Raw genomic sequence first — 20,212 nt, forward strand, 5'->3', positions numbered from 1 at the left:
ATCACCCGCTACTCCAACCTGACCGACGTCATCTGGAACAACCAGAGCAAAGTCATCTTGAACAACCGGATCGTCCCCTAAACGGCACATCCTGAAAGCGAGAGACTGACTCGACACAACGCCCCACCCCTTTACGGGGGTGGGGCGTTGTCTTTTAAGTCAAAGGGTATCACTAAGAACGGCTGGGATTGCCATCACGCAAGGGGTCAAAGGGACAAAATCTCATATACAACGCAAAAGCCGGTCTTCACGGGCGATCTTATTGGGAATTGAAATTACTCATTCCGCGCCGGAACCAGCACCTCTCGATTGCCATTGGTTTGCATGGCCGAGACGAGACCGGCGCGTTCCATCTCCTCAATCAGCCGCGCCGCACGATTATAACCAATGCGCAGATGCCGCTGCACCAGCGAGATCGAGGCACGACGAGACTTGAGCACGACCGCGACTGCTTCATCGTATAAGGGATCAGCCTCGCCATTCTCCTGCCCGGCCATGCTGTTGCTGTTGCTTTCGCTCGCCCCGCTTTCTTCTTCAATCGAATTCAGCACCCCATCCACATAACGCGGCTCCCCATGCTCCTTGAGGTACTCCACTACCCGGTGCACTTCCTGATCAGCGACAAACGCGCCATGCACCCGTTGCGGATAGCCACTGCCGGGAGGCAGGTAAAGCATATCTCCCTGGCCCAGCAGCGCTTCCGCTCCCATCTGATCGAGGATGGTGCGCGAGTCCACTTTGCTCGATACCTGAAACGCCACCCGCGTCGGAATATTGGCCTTGATAAGGCCGGTAATCACATCCACTGAAGGCCGCTGCGTGGCGAGCAGCAAATGCACCCCTGCGGCACGGGCTTTCTGCGCGAGCCTTGCGATCAATTCCTCGACTTTCTTGCCCACCACCATCATCAAGTCCGCAAGTTCATCAATTACCACGACAATCAGCGGCATCTCCTCCAGGGGTTCCGGCGCGTCCGGTGTCAGGCTGAAGGGGTTGGTAAGCGGCGTCTCATTCTTAATCGCGTCGCGGATTTTTTGATTGTAACCACCAAGATTGCGTACCCCCAGCGAGGACATCAACTTATAACGCCGCTCCATTTCCGCCACGCACCAGCGCAGTGCGCTCGCGGCCTGCCGCATGTCCGTCACGACCGGCGCCAGCAGATGCGGAATGCCTTCATACACCGACAATTCAAGCATTTTCGGATCCACCAGAATCAGGCGCACTTGTTCAGGCGTAGCTTTGTAGATGAGACTCAGGATCATGGCATTGATTGCCACCGACTTGCCTGATCCTGTCGTCCCTGCCACCAGTACATGCGGCATTCTTCCCAGGTCGGCTACCACCGGATGTCCGCCGATGTCCTTGCCTAGCGCAATGGTCAGCGGTGACGCCATGTCGGCATAAGCTTGCGAACTAAGGATTTCAGACAGGCGTACCACCTGCCGTTTGGGATTGGGAATTTCCAGCCCCATGCTGGTCTTGCCGGGAATGGTTTCCACCACGCGTATGCTCACGACCGATAGCGATCGTGCCAGGTCTTTCACCAGATTAAGAATCTGGTTGCCCTTTACGCCTACGGCAGGCTCGATTTCGTAGCGGGTAATGACCGGACCGGGATATGCCGCCACCACCTTGACTTCCACTCCAAAATCGATCAGTTTGCGCTCGATCAGGCGGGACGTGAATTCAAGCGTGTCCATCGACAACATTTCCACGTCCTTCGCCGGCTCGTCCAGCAAATGCAATGGCGGCAAGGGTGAATCAGGCAAATCGACGAATAGTGGCGTCTGCTTCTCTTTGGTTACGCGCGGCGACTTGAGAATGACGGTGGCTGGCGGTTCGATATGCAAAGGCGGATTTTCTTCGAAACGCTTTTTCCCGATCTCAACCAGTTCATCACGTTTAATTGCCAAAACCGCCCCTGCTCGCCGATCCTGCCAATCTTCCCAGCTGCGCCTGGCAAACACCAGACTCCCCTCGATCATCGACCCCAGCTTCTCGACAAAGCGCAGCCACGACAGACCGGTGAACAAGCTGAAACCGATTGCCATCAATATCAGCAGCGTCAAAGTTGCGCCGGTAAAACCCAGCATCTGCGACAGATTTTCGCTGAGTATCTTACCCAGCACCCCTCCCGGGGCCTGTGGCAGCATCATTTTGAGCGTATACAACCGCAGCGCTTCAAACCCGCTGCTCGCAACCAGCAATACCAGGAAACCAACGGCCGATACGAACAACGGGCGGCGATCGAATATGCCTCCTTCGATGCGGTGGTAAGTCCATGACACCAGATAGAGGAAAAACAGCATCCACCACCATGCGGAAATACCAAATAAATACAGCAGCAAGTCCGCCAGCCACGCACCCGCAATCCCCCCGGGATTGCGTGGCGGACTGTCCCCGCTGTGCGTCCAGCCAGGATCGGCACGATCGTAGCCATAAAATATCAGCACCAGATAAAGCACCACGCCTAATAGCGCCAGTCCGCCGGATTCGCGCAATAGCCTCACGATCCTGGTCGGCAGCGGGTTGGAGCTTTTTTTGGCCATTGGCTTGTTGACAAAGCTCATGGATAGTATCGGGAGAATAGGAAAAAGCGGTAAGCCGGATTATATAGAGTTAAAGCGGGGGTAAAAAGCAAAACTCCCCTGCGGGCAACCTTGGCAGCTATCGGATACGAAGTTTGCGGATGATTGGAAAAATCGCGCCCCATCAATGCGAGTACGAATGAAATTCCATTACTTGCGGGCAAATACAATCACCTGCCCGGCCATCAACGAAGTTTTTCGTCCAGGATTTCGATCCAATGATCAACTGGCAACGATGTACCGCTTCGCACGTGCATGAGGCAACCGATGTTGGCGGTAGCGATTCGGGCAGGGCGACCGGATTCCAGCGCCGCGACTTTATTTTCCAATAGCTGCTGCGACAGTTCCGGCTGAAGGATGGAGTAGGTTCCCGCCGAACCGCAGCAAAGATGCGCGTCCGGCACAACAGTCAGCTCAAAACCCGCGGCAATCAGAATTTTCTCGGCTACGCCACGAATCCGCATCCCGTGCTGCAGAGTACAGGGGGAATGGAACGCGAGTTTTGTTTTATTTGCGTCGAATGGCGACCTGTCGAGAAGAGGACCCAGTATCGCGGCTTCCGCTTCGAGAACTTCGCTGATATCTTTCGTTAATTCCGAAATACGTGCCGCTTTTTCCGCATAGGCCGCATCATGGCGCAACAAATGGCCGTATTCCTTCACAGTTACGCCGCAACCACTGGCGGTCATGACGATGGCTTCCACCCCTTCCGCTCCTTCCATCGCTTTCCTTCCTTCTGTGGTCTCCGGCACCTTTCCAACATATGGCCACCAGGCATCCACATTGCGGCGCATGTAATCCAATCCTTCCTGATGGGCATTGAGATGGTACGAAACCGCACCGCAGCAACCTGCATTTTCCGCTCTGATAAGGGATATACCGATTTTATCCAGTACGCGCGCGGCGGCGGCATTGGTATTGGGCGCAAGCGCCGGTTGCACGCAGCCATCAAGGACGAGCATCTTGCGGGTGTGGCGCGCCGAGGGCCATGCTTCCGTGGATTTCGTTTCCGTTATTCGTTGCGCGGGTGGCGGTATCGAGCCCTTCAGGCTGCCCCGAAGTAACGGCCGAATGCCCCGTCCCAGCTTCAGCAACGATGCGAACACACCAGGATTGGGTAACGCTTGACGCAGGGCATACCGCCTGGCGCCAGCAGTTATGCTGCGGCCTACCTTTTTTTCGACGATCCCGCGACCGATATCCACCAGTCGTCCGTAGCGCACACCAGACGGACAAACGGTCTCACAGGCGCGGCAAGTGAGGCAACGGTCGAGATGCAGTTGCGTTTTTTGCGTAACCGGTTCACCTTCCAGCACTTGCTTCATCAGGTAAATACGTCCGCGCGGACTATCCAGCTCATCCCCCAGGAGCTGGTAAGTCGGGCAAGTGGCAAGGCAGAAACCGCAATGAACGCAAGCGCGTATTATTTCCTCGGCTTCCAGTCCTTCGGGAGAATCCTTAACAAAGTCGGCGAGCTTGGTTTGCATTACCTTATAATTCCGGATACATCCGGCCAGGATTGAGTATTCCCATCGGGTCGAATTTTTCCTTTAAACGCTGATGAATTTTCATCACTTCCGGCGCGAGGGGATGAAAAACGGTAGCGCATAAGTCGGGGCTGCGAAAAAGCGTGGCGTGGCCGCCAGCGTTCGCCGCTCCCCCACGCACGGCTTTCGCATCCACATCAGCATCGCTTGCATACCAGCGCAACGCTCCACCCCACTCGATCAATTGCTTTCCAGGCAGTGATAGCGGCGGCGTAGTCGATTTTATGGATAAGCGCCAAAGAGATTTTTGAGACTGAAAAAATGCGTGCGTCTGTTCACGCACCGATTCCCAGAAAGACACCCCTTCGACTATCTCTTCTCCGCCAAGTTTCGCATGCGCTGCACGTACCGCGGGTTCAGCCCCCGAGAGCCTGAAGGTGAGTTCATCATTGCAGAAACAGGTTGCCGAAACCGGCAGCGGTTTACCTGCCCAGAGATTCATCTTGCTGATCGCTTCGGCTTCTTTCATTGACATGCGCAGCGTCATTTCCATTGCCGGTAGCGGTAATACCTTGAGCGAAACCTCCAGCAACAAACCTAGCGTCCCCATCGAACCCGTCATCAAACGCGAGACATCGTACCCCGCGACATTTTTCATGACCTGCCCGCCAAAACTCAAGTCATCTCCCCTGCCATCGAGCATGCGCACCCCCAGTACAAAGTCGCGCACTGCACCGGCGAATGCGCGACGGGGGCCGGACAGGCCGGTGGCGACGCAGCCGCCGAGCGTGGCGGCAGAACCGAAATGCGGTGGTTCGAACGCCAGCATCTGGTCATGCTTGCGTAATTCCATTTCCAGTTCGGTCAAGAGCGTACCGGCACGAACAGTCACCACCAGTTCAGTTGGCTCATAATCCACGATACCGGCGTAAGCGGTAGCATCAAGAATGCGGCAGTCCTTTTGCCCGGCTATACGGCTGCCATAGAAATCCTTGCTGCCTCCGCTTCGTATGCGTAATGGCGATTTATGTCCGGCGGCAGCGCGGATGATGTCGGCAAAATGGTCGATAATGTCGGAAGGGCGCGGATCAATCAATCTTTCAAAACCTCGGCAACTCCGCAAATTTCTCTTCGCCCCGATGCACATGCATTGCGCCATGTTCGGCACAGCGGCGCAAAGTGGGAACGGCCTTTCCGGGATTCAAGAGGCCATCGGGATCAAACGCCGCTTTTACAGCATGGAACGTTTCGAGCTCCTTTGTCTTGAATTGTGAGCACATCTGGTTAATTTTTTCGATGCCCACTCCATGCTCGCCGGTAATGGTTCCACCAGCCTCAATGCACATTTGCAGGATTTTTGCGCCAAATTCCTCGGTTAATTCAAGCTCTCCGGGCCGGTTGGCATCGTAAAGAATCAGGGGATGCAAATTCCCATCGCCCGCATGGAAGACATTCATGCAACGCAGCCCATATTCAGCGGAGAGCGCTTCAATACCGGACAATACGTTCGCAAGACGCTTGCGCGGAATGGTGCCGTCCATGCAGTAGTAATCGGGGGAGACGCGGCCAGCTGCCGGAAATGCGGCTTTGCGTCCGGCCCAGAATCTGAGCCGTTCGGCTTCATCATGGGATGTCCTGATTTCGGCCGCTCCGCTCTTGTTCATGATCTCATTAATACGCTGGATTTCTTCCGCGACTTCCTCCACCGCACCGTCGGATTCGCATAATAAAATCGCGGCCGCATCAAGGTTGTAGCCCGCATGGACGTACTCTTCCACTGCGTGAGTGGTGATTTTATCCATCATTTCCATGCCTGCGGGAATAATTCCCGCCCCGATCACATTCGCCACCGCGTCTCCCGCCTTGCGGATGTCATCAAACGCCGCCATGACCACTTGGGCTTTTTCCGGCCTGGGCGTGAGCTTTACGGTTACTTCGGTAACAACACCCAGCATGCCTTCGCTGCCCGTCATGAGCGCCAGCAGATCGTAGCCCGGGGAGTCCATGCCCTCGCCGCCGATTTCGAGAATTTTGCCATCGATGGTTACGACCCGCAGTTTGAGGATATTGTGCACGGTGAGCCCATACTTCAGGCAGTGGACGCCTCCCGAATTCTCTGCAACGTTGCCGCCGATGGAGCAGGCAATCTGCGAAGAAGGGTCAGGAGCATAATACAGGCCATAGGGTACCGCCGCTTCGCTGATGGCAAGGTTACGCACACCCGGCTGCACGCGGGCCGTGCGTGCGGCGGGATCGACATCAAGGATGCGTTTCAATTTGGCGAGCGACAATAGAACACCCTCTGCGTGGGGCAGCGCGCCGCCGGACAAACCCGTCCCCGCGCCGCGTGCCACGACCGGAATTTTCGCCGCATGACATATCCTTAGGATCTCGGCCACCTCGTTTTCGGTTTGCGGCAGTGCCACGATCATCGGCGTTTGCCGATATGCCGATAATCCATCGCATTCATAAGGCCGCAGGTCTTCGGTCTCATGGAGCACCGCCTCGGTTGGCAGGAAAGTACGCAGCTTGGTAACCAGTTCAAATGAATTCATAATTCAAAGCCCAAATTGCTCAGCTTACTTCAGTTTATTGGATTTCGTGATTTGCCAATTTCTCGAGGATCCGTACCACCGCTGAACTATCCTGCTTCGCGCCGCCGTGAGCGATGCATGCGTTGAATAATTCCTGAGTAGCGGCGGTGTTGGGCAAACTCACGCCCAATGCGCGCCCACCGGAAAGGGCAAGGCTTAAATCCTTCTGATGCAGGTCAATGCGAAATCCCGGCTCGAACGTCCGCTTGATCATGCGCTCACCGTGAACCTCCAGAACGCGCGACGAGGCAAACCCGCCCATCAAGGCCTCGCGCACCTTGACTGGATCGGCGCCTGCCTTGGATGCAAACAGCAACGCCTCGCCGACCGCCTCAATGGTGAGCGCAACAATAATCTGGTTGGCAATCTTGCAAGTCTGACCGGCGCCATTGCTCCCGATCAACGTGATGCTTTTACCCAGCAATTCGAGAACAGGTTTCACCCTTTCAAATACTGTTTTCGTGGCCCCCACCATAATGGTAAGGGTAGCGTTCTTCGCACCGATATCACCGCCCGACACGGGCGCGTCCACGTAATCACAACCCAGCTGGTTAATCCTGGCGGCAAATACTCTGGTTTCCATGGGAGAAATAGAGCTCATGTCCACTACAATCCTGCGTTCACTCGTCCCGGCATTCAAGTCAGTCCGCAAGCCATGGACCAAGCCATTCTCCCCAAACAGCACCCGTTCCACGTCCGGCGTATCGGGTAGCATGGTGAAAATAATATCGGCGTTTTCTGCCACTTCACTGGGTGAAGAACAGGCCTTGCCACCCTGCCCAAGTAATTCTTGGGGCACACCGCTACGGGAATGCAGAAATAACGCATGCCCGCCTTTGATAAGATTTCCGGCCATCGGCTTGCCCATGATTCCCAGGCCGATAAAACCAATATTCATCAGGTTTTTGTTCCTCACACTACAGTAAATTCCTTTCGCCTATCTCGTGATCGTCCCCGGTTCTTTATCGCGGTTCCGGATTCCCATTGCAGGCGGGAGAAGTATTGTTACATAACGGGTTCAAATAAATAAACCAGCTGGCGGATCGCGGGTAGATACAGGACCTGCATGATGTGCTTTAAATGCATAAAATTTATCTCCAGGTATCAGGCTAATTGCCTGGATATCCTGATAACCCGCCTCACCAAGCTGATCGATCATTTCCTCCACGCTGGGCAATCTCCCACCCGTTGCAGTGGCGGCACCCCAAAGATTTAGAACCTCTATCCCCAGGTTCCCGCCCTGGCAGCAGGTGGTCAATAGCAGAAAACCATCGGTTTTAAGGAATTTCCTGATATGCCGCAAGAGAGAGACTCTTTCCATAACTGGGAAGTAATAAATGTTGTTGTAGAGCGTTACGATATCGAAATGCTCAGCGGAAGCTTTCTCCCTGATATCGCCGGCTTCTATCCTGACGCGATCCTGCAAGCCCCATTCCTGAATGTTGCGACGGGCCATATCAGCGACATTGGGCTGCAGCTCCAATCCGAGCGCTGAAAGGGACGGGTTTCTTGTTGCGATATACTTGATGTAAAAACCAGAGCCGCAGCCGATTTCAAGCAGGCTGACAGCCTTGGAAACAGGAAAAGTCCGATCGATGGCTTCTGTCTGGAATGCCTCCAACGCCCGGGAAGACCGGGCAATCAATTCGCCATCCTGATCTTCAAGTCCCCAGAATTCTCCATTTCGCAGCTTCCCGGGAGTGTTCGAGATCAGTTTATAATGCAGGCCCGCCACTTCCTGGACCAGGGCCAACGCGGCATCGTTTTGCGGCAATGCCAGTTTCTTTGCCAAACCCTTCAGCGTATATCCCCGGATGCTCAATTCCAGAAAATCGAGCCGAATGCCCAATTGCAGCCAAGCCTTCAATGCTTCGCGTGCCTTTGCGTTCTTACAGTAAGTTTCCGCCAGTTTCTCAAATACCACCGGTTGCTCGGATAACAGGTCGAACAAGCCGTCATCCTTGGCGGCGGCAAGGTAAGAGAGTTTGTAGAAGGGTTTAAACAAAGCATTGATGCCGACGAAGGCAGAAAGCTGATCATTTTTGAACAACTTCAAGAACGGCTTGAGAAACATTATGCCCCCTTGTGTTAAATTAGAACGCGTACTCTATATAATTTATGCAGCAGTTCGGCGTGCATGCTTTTCCACCCAGCCCCCTCCGGACCGGTTGCCTCGATTTGTTGCCAGTCGGCGGGAGAGAAGTCACTATTCTGTTCCCAAGCCGTGCAGAAACAGCTCAAGCATGCGATCGAATTCGGCACTCAAGTCTAGTCCCGGTATGTTCAGCCAGCGCAGTAGCGTAGCAAGGTGAAGAAATTGCAGATAATGGGCAAGCAATGCCGCATCCTGTCCTGAGCTGAACTCACCGCTCAACTGGCCGGCTGCAATGAGGTTGGCAAATACCGTGTTCAGCCCGCTTTGCCGCTCCGGGGCATCCCGCATTCCCACTTCGCCCAGGCAGAAACGTAGATAATGGGGCAGGTAGTCGCGATGGGATACCGACCAGCCGGCGGAGTGCCGGAAGAATTCATGCAGGCGTTCGGTGATCGTCGGCCGTGTGTCGAGTTCCGCCAGCAGCGCCGGCAACTCATCGGCAAGCTCGCGGTGGAATCGATGGCGGAGCAGCGCTTCCTTAACTGGGAAGTGTTTGTACAGCGTTGCCTTTGCCACATCCGCCGCTTCGGCGATGGCTTCCATGGTCACTGCTTCGAATCCGTGGTCGCAGAACAGGGTCCAGGCGGTATCGGCGAGATGATCGGCGGTCTGCTGTCGCTTGCGTTCTCGCCGACTTACATTGGCTACCCTTGAGATATTGCCGGAGAACGAGACAGACATGGCTCATTACAAATTATTAAACGATGTATATAACTATACATCGTTTAATAATATTGTTCAAGCTGCTTGGGAATCTATGATTTTTGCTGGAGGAGCCTCACGATGACCATCACCATTACCGCCTTTGAACGATCGCCCGATGGCGGCAAGGGGCTGGCGCGTGATACGCGCGTGCGCTGGGCACTTGAAGAAGTGGGCCAACCCTACGAGGTTCGCCTTGTTTCGTTCCGTGCGATGAAGGAACCCGCGCATCTGGCCCTTCATCCTTTCGGCCAGATTCCGACTTACGAGGAAGGCGATCTCGCCCTGTTCGAGACAGGAGCGATCGTGTTCCACATCGCAGAGCGCCATGGCGGCCTGTTGCCGGCCGATGCCAATGCGCGGGCGCGCGCGGTTACCTGGATGTTTGCCGCGGTTAATACGATAGAACCGCCGATCCTTGAACTCGCAACCGCCAATCTGCTGGAGGGCGACAAGCCTTGGAACAAGGAACGCCTCCCTTTAGTCGAGGAGCGTGTCCGACATCGGCTGGACCAGCTTTCCGCTCGTCTGGGTGATGCCAGCTGGCTCGACGGTGCATTCAGCGCGGGCGACCTGATGATGGTGTCGGTGCTGCTCAGGCTGAAATCATCCGGCATTCTGGACGAATATCCGACCCTGGCCGCCTATGTCGCCCGCGGCGAAGCGCGGCCCTCCTACAAGCGGGCTTTCGACGCTCAATTGGCAGTTTACACGGCAAGCCACCGACCGGTTGGTTGATTGAGTTCCGTCCGGGGCTCGAAGTCGTCATCCGAGTTTTTTGTTCAGTTTATGGGTCCTGACCCTGGATCGTAAGATTCATTCATCCGATCAAAGTGCCGTATGCTACGCGCTCAATCCAACAAAGCTCCCCGGCGCCTTGGGAAGTAGGGATATCTCGCCTCAAAAGCTTGTCCAATAAACTTTTTAAGAGCCTCAAACTCAATTCGAAGTAATCTATCATTCGATAAATTCACGAGGAATCCAGAATGACCGCAGTTCGACACGATACGCGTTATCTCACCTATCAGAAAACAATTGACAGCCCGCACCCCCGCGGCACCAGCTGGGGAGACACGTGCGAGAAGTTTAACCAGTCCGGACGGGCTACGCTAAACACCGCTTCCGAAATGGCAAAGGTTTACGCATGAGCCGGCAACCGGTTGTTATTATCGGCAGCGGGCTGGCGGGGTATACCGTGGCGCGTGAATTTCGCAAGCTGGACGCTGAAACACCAATCCAGCTCATTTCCGCGGATCACGGCGGCTTCTATTCCAAACCGATGCTCTCGAATGCCTTGGCTACCGGCAAGACGCCCGCGTCCATACTAAATGCCAACGCGGAGAAGATGGCGGAGCAATTGAAAATGACGATTCGCCCGCATTCCCGGATAACCGCTATTGATCCCTCCAGTAAAACCGTTACCTTGCAGAGCGGAGAAAAATCTTCCTACAGCCAGCTCATCCTGGCCTTGGGTGCTGATCCGATCCGGCTGGCGCTGGAAGGCAATGGAACGGAAGCGATTCTGTCAGTCAATGATCTCGACGACTATCACCAGCTATGTACCGCATTGAAGGGAAAGAAGGACGTGACCATTCTCGGTGCAGGGCTGATCGGCTGTGAATTCGCCAATGATCTGGCTGTGGCTGGTTACCGGGTACGTGTAATCGATATCAGCGTACAGCCCCTGGGGCGGCTCCTGCCGGAGGCCGCCGGCGCCTTCCTGCAGCGCAGGCTGGAGGCCATCGGCGTAGTTTTCCACTTGGGCGCGGCGACCCAGTGCATCGAGCGAATTCACGAGAGCTTGCGCTTGACTCTTGCCAATAGTGAGATCATCCAGACAGATGTCGTACTCTCCGCTATCGGATTGCGCCCGCGCACCGCGCTGGCGGAAGCCGCCGGTATCGCGGTGAACCGCGGCATTGCCGTAAGCCGCTCATTACAAACCCGGTACTCGGATATTTATGCCCTAGGCGACTGCGCGGAGGTGGAGGGTAGGGTGCTGCCGTTCGTCATGCCTATCATGCATGCCGCGCGCGGCCTTGCGGCGACGCTTGCCCGCACCCCTACCTCGATAAAATATCCCGCCATGCCCGTGCTGGTCAAGACACCTGCCTGTCCGACGGTGGTCTCACCTCCCGACCCGGGCAAGCCAGGCGAGTGGCATGTTGAGGAAAGTGAAGACAGCGTCAAAGCACTGTTTCAAAGTGCCGATGGAAAACTGCTCGGCTATGCGCTGCTGGGTACGGTAACCAAAGAGAAAAACTTGCTTGCCACGCAATTGCCGGCGGTAATGGAATAAGAAAGGGACTGATCCGTATCCACTGGCCCCACCTTCTCGGAAATCGCAAATAAAACAGGTGTAGCCGTAGATCAGGATGCTGGAGCAGGCCGCATAATGCGCATATGGCAGGCCTGATATAAATTAGCGGCGACTGTTAATACCTTGGAAGGTCTTGTCCTATAGCGATTACTCTTAGTAGCCCTTCGAGTCCATGCAAGAAGCGTAAGCGGCCTGGTACTGGGCATCGTGCGACTTGTTTTCGTTGAGTCCGTAGAGGCTTCCCCCCGCTGCGCCCGCTATACCGCCAATGGCGGCTCCTTTCCCTGCGCCGCTCCCTCCGCCGGCGATAGCGCCTCCAGCCGCGCCCACCGCTGCACCGATAGCAGCACCTAGTGCGGCATTCGTCAGCACCTCTTCCGTCTTGCTGTCAACTTGCTCATACGCATACTTGTTACATGCTTCCACGACGGACTGCGAGGGCTGCGCCGAGGACCGCCGGCGCTCTACCGGTGCGGCCTTCACGGTCGACACTGTCTTCTTCTCTTTCACAGGGACTTGTGCTTCACTAACTTGTGCTGCTTCAGGATCGGGCAATTCAGTCTTGGAGTCTTGCCCTGTAACAAGCATTGTGGCCGCTACGGTTGCGCCCACCAGCAGGATTCCAATCGTTGCAAGCTTCCAGGGATTAAGCGATTCGTTCGGCACCTATATTCTCCCTCTTAAAGATACTTCGTTTACCGCTAGCGTCGACTTGCATCGCTCCGATTGGAGCCGTAATTCTCGCCGCGACCTATTTGCGCTTATCATGACCGTGAGCCTTGCCACCGTGGTCTTTACCATGTCCGCGAGCCTTGCCGCCATGCTCCTTGCCATGACCCCGGGCTTCGCCCTCATCATGGTTCTTACCGTGGCCGCGGCCATGGCCATTCTGGCGTCTCAGCTCCGCACGATCCTGGCCCTTGGTTGCTCCACTGGACCATTTTGCATTCGAGTTCTCGCTTGCTTTCTGGCTCCTGTGATCAAGGGCCGCTCCACCGCGCCCCTCATTGCCGTCCCGGCCCATTTTGTCGTGATGCCCGGCGCCGCCTTCGCGCGCCAGCACGGGATTGCCATAACCAAGAACAACGCTCGCCAGCAATACCACCAGACCGAGTCTACGCATGATCATCTCCTTCTATCGTTATTTCGGTATTCAAAACGTATAGCGTATTGCGCCTGCCGGCATAAGGGCTAAATATGCATTAGCGATAGGGCTGCGATCAACCTTCGGCCCGAATCTTACAGATTGCAATAGAAATAGCTATTGGACCAAAGTACACTTTTCATTGAGCATCGAATATGCATGCTGGAGGCATAGTTCTTAGCCGCGGCAAGGGACCGTTATCCTTGCAATAAAACAGAGTGACTCAGTTGCTTATAACGCGCTTCATTTCGCCATATTTGCATATTTAAGACACAACGCATCCTGGCAATAAAGTCGGATTAATCGCCAGCGGAGTTCATGAGCATGATGGACAACGAAACCAATAATCCCTACCGGCCCAGGTATAGCGGTCAAGCAATTTCCGCGTACCAGGCTGTGAAAAAACTCGCCTCAGATATCCCGATGAGCAAGAAGCGTGAAGGAATTTGGCAAAAACACCTGCTCATCCAAAGGATGGTCGCAAGGTGTTGAGCCGCATGTGTACACCTTGGATATTGATAACCCGCTTTAGGTTGTAGCTCAATGCGCTCAACGCCAGCTCCGCCTTTGCTTTCTTCAACCCCCGCAGCAGAAAGCGGGGACTCCCCATCATCCATTTGACGGTGCCAAAGGGATGTTCAACGACACTGCCTCTGCTTCATCCATATCGGGTTGCTTGTTACTCGCTGGTGCATTGCTTCCACCACCTCTTCGTGGAAAGCTTCGCACCACCACACGCCGCCTGGATTTCGTGCATTGATCCTTGAGCGCACCGCCCCCACGGGCCCTAGTGGTTTAATCCTTCTTCTGCGCAACCAATGAAACGCTGGATCGGGTCAAGGTTGCGCCGGCCGGGCAACGCCAGCTGTCCGTTTTTGCATCGTAGGTGAACTCATCGCGGCTAAAGTGTCCCCTCCGCGCTTGTTGACAGCCCTTGGCCGCGGCACGATGGCAGTAATACCGCTTTGCTCGCATTTACTGCCTTGCTCCCCATTTGAACCGAATCCGCAACGACCGTCACGCTCCTGACCTGCAGTTCGTCCTTGCCCAAGGTTGCCCATCGGATGCAGTTGCCTGGAATCATTGCCTTCATTAGTGAGGTCAAATGCCACAATCAGCTTGTGCCTGGCATCGACCGCCAGCTGGGCGTTATAGGCAACCTCGAAACCGTGATAAGGTGTACGCATCAATCTGGCCTCGGGCTCGGTTGCCACATGCGGCCTGATGCCTTGATCGGCCATTTCCTGCACGCGCCGCTGCCACATCCGGGCATACTGCCTGGCTGCTCCCAGGCTCATGCAGGTCGGCTTTATCCAGCGCCGTCAGATATTTGCCAATCTTCTGGTCAAGCGCTGCCATCTGTTCTGCCAGGCGTTTGGGCGTCACGACCGCTTACGGCTGGCTACCGCCTCGATCCTGGGGCCATCAATGGCCAGCAGTTCGCCGCCAAATAACTGCTGCCTACGACAGAAGCCAATAAATTCCCGGCATACGCCTACAATGGCTTGCGCATGGCCCCGGCGAAAGTCGGCTATGGTCTTGTAGGTCGGCGAAACACGGTTTACCAGCCACATCACTTCGATGTTGCGCCTCGTTTCCCGCGATCATGCGGCTTGAGCGCACCCGGTTCAGATAACCGTATACGTACAGCTTCAGCAAATCGCCCGGCGCGTACGGCGAACGTCCCGTGGCCTCAGCAACGACCTCCTTGAACCCCAATTGGCCCAGATCAAGACTGTCCACAAACGCCTCGATCACTCGCACCGGATGATCTTGCGCAATCAATTCATCCAGTGATTCGGGAAACAGCGTTATCTGATGGCGCGAAGGTCCGGTTATGTGAGTCACGATATTCCTTTGGCTTGTCGATGTCTCGTCAGTGTAATAACTGCAAAGACTTTTTTAAAGCCTATATACGAATATGACTATAGATACAGAATCTGGTTTGACAACATAAATTCCATCATCTAATTTGAAGCAATGGATGCTAAACGTCACCTTGCCGGAGGATAAGATGATAGTCAGCTGTTGCTTCAAAGCCCGTAGCCTCATTCTGATCGGAGCCCTGGTTAGCGGCCTAGGCCCCGGTACTCTTGCATCCGCGCAGGAACGCTCCTTCTTTGTCGACCTCAACAGCAGGACAGTGACGGACCTTGGCAGTTTATACGGTAGAAATATCACTGCTACCGCCATAAACGATGCCGGTCAGTTGGCGGGATATCATTCTCTCAGGAACGGATTAAACCCTTTTAGTGCTTTCATCACCGGCCCTGATGGCATGGGAATGAGAGACCTTGGCAATTTAGGCGGTAAACTTCCTCAACCATATAGCAGTGCTTACGGCATCAACAATTCGGGGCAGGTAGCGGGAGATTCTTACACTGCTGAAGGCACTATCCATGCTTTCATCACGGGCCCCGATGGGGTCGGCATGAGGGACCTTGGCACTTTAGAAGGCAGTGGAGAAGGCCATGCTACTGGCATCAACAATGCCGGGCAGGTGGTCGGATGGGCTTACACACCCGAGGGTTTCCCCCATGCCTTCATCACCGGCCCCAACGGAATGGGGATGAGGGACCTTGGTACGTTAGGCGGTAACATCACCTTTGCTACTCGCATCAACGATGTCGGCCAGGTGGTGGGAGAGTCTCAAACAGCTGAAGGCAATAGCCATGCCTTCATCACCGGTCCCGACGGGATGGGCATGAGGGACCTTGGCACGTTTGGCGATTTCAGCACCGCCTACGGCATCAACAATGCTGGGCAGGTGGTAGGAAGCTCTCGTTTTACGTCTGACGGCCTTATCCATGCCTTCATCACCGGCCCCAATGACATGAGGATAAGAGACTTGGGCACCTTAGGCGGGGATTTCAGCGACGCTAGTGATATCAACGATGCGGGACAGGTAGTAGGACGCTCTACTCTCACGCCTGGAACAATTCCTAGTCCAGGCGCTTACCATGTCTTCATCACTGGCCCTAACGGGGAAGGCATGATGGATCTCAATTCACTGATTGACCTGCCCGAGGGGGTAATTCTTACCAACGCTATTGATATTAATAACAATGGCCAAGTGATTGCTACGGGGATTCCCGAACCCGAAACCTATGCCTTGATGCTGGCAGGGTTGGGCCTGATCGGGTTCATTGCGGGGCGCAAAAAGTCAGAAGTCCGAATTTAGCGTCAATCAAAAGTTTCAAGCGACCGCTAGCGCTTTGGCCCTGGATGGCCGGACTGGAAGTCCGGGAGCGCAAAGCCACTCGTGCTCTTTGGGGGTGTGACGCGAGTTTTTTCACAGCCTGGTACGTCGAAATAAGCGGCTATCGCCTCCCAGGACGCGCTTTAACTTTTAATCGAGGAAAGATCAGTATCCGCCGGTTCCGGAGGGCGGTGTACGAGGGGTGCTTGAATCCTGGGGTGTGCTTGAACTATTAGAAGCACCTGGTTCCTTAGAAGTACTTGATCCCGCCCCTAAATCTCGCTTGGTTGAGCCAGGCCTTTGTTCTTGGGAAGAATCTCTTGATGGGTCCTTTTTACCCGGCATGTCCTGGCCGGGACTAGCGCCGCCTTGCATATTTCTTTGGGTCGGTAGAGCGTTTCCTCGATCGGATGGAAACTCCCCCGCCGGGGCGCCGCCTTGGCCCATACCACCTACTTGTCCGGGTCCGCCACGAATCTGGGCATGAACAACGCCAGCTATTCCAAAAACCACTATGCCCGCAAGCAAGACTGATTGAGTACTTTTTAAGACAGGAATATGTTTCATGATATACCTCGTAGTAATTCGGCGAAATTGCTGAACTGAGATGATACGCCGGTCACCAATTTGTTCCGTTCGTTGACGTACTGAAGCTTGATCGCTGCGAATACTCCGAAATTTTGCTCGCCGTCTCGCTACCATGAATCGCCGCGCCGATGCTTGGTGCTACCTCAGTACAAGGGGCAACGCTCCAGAACCCGTAAGGTTAGCGCACCGACCAATAGCTCAGGTATTTACCAGGCAGGCCTATCGCAAGCCCGCGCTCCTCTTACACCCTACGTTGTGTACACAATATTTGTGCGCACAACCATTTTGCCGCGGGGGCTATATAACCTATCTACTACACAAGGATAACGTCCTACCTGTAACTTCTTACAGCTACTCGTGGATTTTTAATTCTTGTACCCTGCCGGTGGGGAAAGCGCTGAATAAGAAGCTCATCAGCAGACCGGCCGCTCCCAGCCATATTCGCTTTCAGATAGTTCATAAACCACAAATCTCTCAATCTTAAGGAGCGTGAATGAGCCAGGACATGAAGCCGATTCCAGAGTGCTTTGATTCCAAAAACCAATCCACGGAACGCCTGACCGAAATGTTTGTAGGCATTGGGCAGGAAAATCGCATTAAACTGGGCCAGAATCCCGCTGAGCGAGCGGTATTTCGCAAGTTGCACGGCGTTGCCTCCGGTCGGCTGGTAATGGAACATAACGTTCCGGTCGATTTGAAGGTTGGCGTATTTGCCCACGACAGCCTTACGGCCTGGGTACGCTTCTCCAGCGATACCACACCTACCTCACCTGATCTGGCTTCCACAGTGGGAATCGGCATCAAATTGTTTGGTGTGCCGGGACCAAAAGCATTAGGCGAGAATGGCGATACGGCCGATTTCATCATGCAGAATTTTCCGGTATTTTTTGTCGACAATGCCAGGGAGATGTGTGAGTTCACCTATGCTGGGGTGGTTGCGCGCGATTATCCCGGTTATCTGAGAAAACATCCTAAAACCGCTGAAATTCTGGATCGCATGGAAAAAGTGGAAGGCAGTGTGTTAACCACCACTTACTGGGCGATTCTGCCGTTTAAATCCGGTGAAAAAGAATACGTCAAGTTTCGGCTGGACCCTGAAACGCCGCCGCAGAATGTACCCAACAATGCGGCCGACTACCTTGCGGTGGATCTGTGCCAGCGTCTTCTGACGCGAGAATACCGCTTTCGCTTCATGGTGCAGCGGCGCACCAATTCCGCCAATATGCCTCTGGATGAAGCGACACAGGAATGGCCGGAGGAGGAAAGTCCTTTCGTGCATGTGGCCACCCTGATCTTGTCCCAACAGGATATTGCGACTCGCGGCCAAGCCGAGTATGGCCAGAGCCTGGCGTTCAACATCTGGCGCGTGCCGATGGAGCAGGCGCCGGTGGGCTCCATCGCCGAGGCGCGCAAAATGGCCTATGCAGCCGGGGCACATGCACGCCACGAGGCGAACGGCCAGCCATTGCAGGATCTGCCCGAACCGCGTGCAACAACAACGGCGGAAGCGCCGCCGGACACGTGCGTAGTCAAAGCGGTGATTTACCCATCGATCGGAGTAGCCCGCGTGGGTTCGAGCAAGAATGAATGGTTTCTCGGGCCCGAGGTACCTAACCCGCCCCCGGCCGCACCCGGCTTCTATCGCGATGCGGACAAGAAACTGAAACGGCAGGGCGCGCGGTTTCGGCTCTACGGAGTCAATGCCAAGGGAAAAATTGTTCGCGAATTGACCGCGGGTGAGGCAAAAATTGAGTGGAGCGTGCAACTCGCCAATACGAAATCCGCGTGGTACGGTTTTCAGTTGGCACTCGACATTCCCGAAGCCGCAGCGGCTCCGCCGACTACTTTGCGCAATGCGAGCATTCCCGACCGCGACAAACTCGCGATCCGGCCAGGCGTAAAAAAGGTTTCCGGCAAAAACGCACAGCCTCAGCGTTTCGATGACGGGAGATTCATGGGCAAGCCCGTATATCTGGGAGAGATTTTCAGCGATGAGCAAGGGCACCTGATCGTCTTGGGCGGACACGGTGAATCCGCGTCGTATGATGGGAGCCGCGCCATTACCTTCGCCAACAACGAGGGCTGGCATGACGATATCTCCGATGGTTCCGTCACTGCCAGCGTGACCTATCAGGGGCAAGCGCTAGCCGTGGTTCCCGCCTGGGTTATTGTCGCGCCGCCCAACTATGGGCCGCAACGAAAGTCGGTACGCACCATGTGGGATCTGATGCGCGATGTGGCAATCTCCGGTGGAATGCTGCCAATGCCGGTGCGGCCCAGCTTTAGCGCTGATATCCTGCCGTTGTTCGAAAGATTGAATGGTTTGCAATGGGTGAATGCGGGCTTTGCCTCCGCATTTGGATGGAAGGGACTATTTGATCTAACCAGCCCGCAGGCGTTGGCGAGATTGTCTGATCCCAGCGTCGCAAATCTCGAATTGCGCCGCGCGATTGTCAAGCAATTCCGCAACGACGCGATCGACTCGTGGTCGCCCGATCCCTGGCCCTGGCTGTATGGCGACGCCATGGCGATCCCACCTTCCCACACCGTGAATCAGAATACCGCCCTCACCGCAACCCAGTTAGCGATGCTGGCGCAATGGGCGATGGGCGATTTTACTGCAGATTATGATCCGGTGCGGACACTGCCCGCTACCATCGAGGCAGTGCCCCTGGCCGAGCAGGGTGATACGCTGACCCAGGCGGCACTCGAATTCTGCCTGGCCGATGCCTTTCATCCCGGCTGTGAAATGACTTGGCCGGTGCGCTCGATCACCCTGTATATGGCACCGTTCCGCTTTGCTCATGCCCCCGACGGCTGGGTACCGCCAAGCCTGGGCGAAATCCTTTCCAGCGATAGCGTGACCATTCCCGGCGGGCCGTTATATGGCCAGCAAGCCGGCGATATTACGCGCTGGATGGCGGTACCGTGGCAAACCGACACCGCCAGTTGCCGTTCCGGCTACGATAAGAGTTACGATCCTTACGTTCCCAGCTTCTGGCCGGCACGGGTGCCGAACCAGGTGCTGACGCGCCAGAATTACGACATCATAATGGATACGAAAGCCCCGCTGGGGGAGCGGCTGGCGGCATTTGCCAACCGGGCTGCATGGACGGCGCCGTTAGGCAGCACCAGCTATACCGATCAAATCAATAACATGATTCACCATTTTGATCATCTCGGAGTGGTCGAGACATACGACGGCCCGCCCGATCATGAGAATTTCCCCGGCAAGATGGAGGTGGAAGACCAGCACGTGCTCATCCACGATATGCCGCAGGCAACGGTGGCGCAGCACGAAATCAGGCGCCTGACGATATCCGCTCCCTCTCCGCGCAGCAGTGCCCATCTTGGCATAGCGAGCGATTCACTTGATCTGACGTCAATTGAAAAGGTGCGGCGGTTTCCCAAAGGCATAACAGGCTGAGATTA

The 20,212-nt window shown here is 55.2% G+C and carries 16 protein-coding genes and 1 pseudogene; 5 read left to right on the forward strand and 12 right to left on the reverse strand.

The features are described 5' to 3' along the window. Positions 1 to 275 precede the first annotated feature (275 nt). From BLP45_RS09565 to BLP45_RS09595, 7 genes are all read right to left on the reverse strand, one after another. The gene (locus BLP45_RS09565; protein WP_090372076.1) at positions 276 to 2,573 is read right to left on the reverse strand and encodes a DNA translocase FtsK; all 2,298 of its coding nucleotides are present in this window, start codon (positions 2,571 to 2,573) and stop codon (positions 276 to 278) included. Positions 2,574 to 2,776: 203 nt separating this feature from the next. Further along, a complete protein-coding gene (gene glcF, locus BLP45_RS09570) occupies positions 2,777 to 4,078 on the reverse strand; it encodes a glycolate oxidase subunit GlcF (RefSeq protein WP_090372078.1) in 1,302 nt (433 codons plus the stop codon). A gap of 4 nt (positions 4,079 to 4,082) precedes the next feature. Then, positions 4,083 to 5,171, reverse strand: a complete 1,089-nt coding sequence (glcE, locus tag BLP45_RS09575) for a glycolate oxidase subunit GlcE (RefSeq protein WP_371128751.1) — start codon at positions 5,169 to 5,171, stop codon at positions 4,083 to 4,085. 7 nt (positions 5,172 to 5,178) lie between these two features. After that, positions 5,179 to 6,633, reverse strand: coding sequence for an FAD-linked oxidase C-terminal domain-containing protein (locus BLP45_RS09580; protein WP_090372082.1), 1,455 nt, complete (start codon positions 6,631 to 6,633; stop codon positions 5,179 to 5,181). A gap of 34 nt (positions 6,634 to 6,667) precedes the next feature. Continuing rightward, the gene (locus BLP45_RS09585) at positions 6,668 to 7,573 is read right to left on the reverse strand and encodes a 2-hydroxy-3-oxopropionate reductase (protein ID WP_218117982.1); all 906 of its coding nucleotides are present in this window, start codon (positions 7,571 to 7,573) and stop codon (positions 6,668 to 6,670) included. Between the two features lie 117 nt (positions 7,574 to 7,690). Beyond that, entirely contained in the window at positions 7,691 to 8,746 is a 1,056-nt protein-coding gene (locus BLP45_RS09590; RefSeq protein WP_090372086.1) for an SAM-dependent methyltransferase, read from the reverse strand. A gap of 132 nt (positions 8,747 to 8,878) precedes the next feature. Further along, positions 8,879 to 9,508 carry a TetR/AcrR family transcriptional regulator gene (locus tag BLP45_RS09595; protein ID WP_090372088.1) on the reverse strand — a complete coding sequence of 210 codons (630 nt, stop codon included), beginning with the start codon at positions 9,506 to 9,508 and terminating at the stop codon, positions 8,879 to 8,881. Positions 9,509 to 9,610: 102 nt separating this feature from the next. Between BLP45_RS09595 and BLP45_RS09600 the strand changes: the two genes are divergently transcribed. From BLP45_RS09600 to BLP45_RS09605, 3 genes are all read left to right on the forward strand, one after another. Further along, positions 9,611 to 10,267: a glutathione S-transferase family protein gene (locus BLP45_RS09600; protein ID WP_090372090.1), complete on the forward strand. Its 657-nt coding sequence runs from the start codon at positions 9,611 to 9,613 to the stop codon at positions 10,265 to 10,267. A gap of 248 nt (positions 10,268 to 10,515) precedes the next feature. Continuing rightward, positions 10,516 to 10,677, forward strand: coding sequence for a hypothetical protein (locus tag BLP45_RS14615; protein WP_176754718.1), 162 nt, complete (start codon positions 10,516 to 10,518; stop codon positions 10,675 to 10,677). Next, positions 10,674 to 11,828, forward strand: a complete 1,155-nt coding sequence (locus BLP45_RS09605) for an NAD(P)/FAD-dependent oxidoreductase (protein WP_090372092.1) — start codon at positions 10,674 to 10,676, stop codon at positions 11,826 to 11,828. The genes BLP45_RS14615 and BLP45_RS09605 overlap by 4 nt, the downstream gene beginning before the upstream one ends. A 174-nt stretch (positions 11,829 to 12,002) precedes the next feature. On the opposite strand, the gene BLP45_RS14405 is transcribed toward BLP45_RS09605, so the two are convergent. The 5 genes and pseudogenes from BLP45_RS14405 to BLP45_RS14960 all read right to left on the reverse strand — a co-directional run bounded on the left by BLP45_RS14405 (position 12,003) and on the right by BLP45_RS14960 (position 14,841). Continuing rightward, positions 12,003 to 12,515, reverse strand: a complete 513-nt coding sequence (locus tag BLP45_RS14405; protein ID WP_143002428.1) for a hypothetical protein — start codon at positions 12,513 to 12,515, stop codon at positions 12,003 to 12,005. An 85-nt stretch (positions 12,516 to 12,600) separates the two neighbouring features. After that, positions 12,601 to 12,972, reverse strand: a complete 372-nt coding sequence (locus BLP45_RS14410; protein ID WP_143002429.1) for a hypothetical protein — start codon at positions 12,970 to 12,972, stop codon at positions 12,601 to 12,603. Positions 12,973 to 13,456: 484 nt separating this feature from the next. After that, positions 13,457 to 13,636 (reverse strand): annotated as a pseudogene (locus BLP45_RS14950) (transposase); the annotation flags it as partial. A gap of 193 nt (positions 13,637 to 13,829) precedes the next feature. Beyond that, complete coding sequence (locus tag BLP45_RS14955; protein WP_090372098.1) at positions 13,830 to 14,291, reverse strand: hypothetical protein; 462 nt, start codon at positions 14,289 to 14,291, stop codon at positions 13,830 to 13,832. A 163-nt stretch (positions 14,292 to 14,454) separates the two neighbouring features. Further along, positions 14,455 to 14,841 (reverse strand): transposase, encoded by a 387-nt coding sequence (locus BLP45_RS14960; protein WP_090372099.1) that lies wholly within the window; start codon positions 14,839 to 14,841, stop codon positions 14,455 to 14,457. Between the two features lie 166 nt (positions 14,842 to 15,007). Between BLP45_RS14960 and BLP45_RS09630 the strand changes: the two genes are divergently transcribed. Continuing rightward, positions 15,008 to 16,174 (forward strand): HAF repeat-containing PEP-CTERM protein, encoded by a 1,167-nt coding sequence (locus BLP45_RS09630; protein ID WP_090372267.1) that lies wholly within the window; start codon positions 15,008 to 15,010, stop codon positions 16,172 to 16,174. 1,099 nt (positions 16,175 to 17,273) lie between these two features. After that, entirely contained in the window at positions 17,274 to 20,207 is a 2,934-nt protein-coding gene (locus tag BLP45_RS09635) for a LodA/GoxA family CTQ-dependent oxidase (protein WP_090372101.1), read from the forward strand. Positions 20,208 to 20,212 lie beyond the last annotated feature (5 nt).

This window comes from Nitrosospira sp. Nl5 (assembly GCF_900102495.1).
Taxonomy (GTDB): Bacteria; Pseudomonadota; Gammaproteobacteria; order Burkholderiales; family Nitrosomonadaceae; genus Nitrosospira.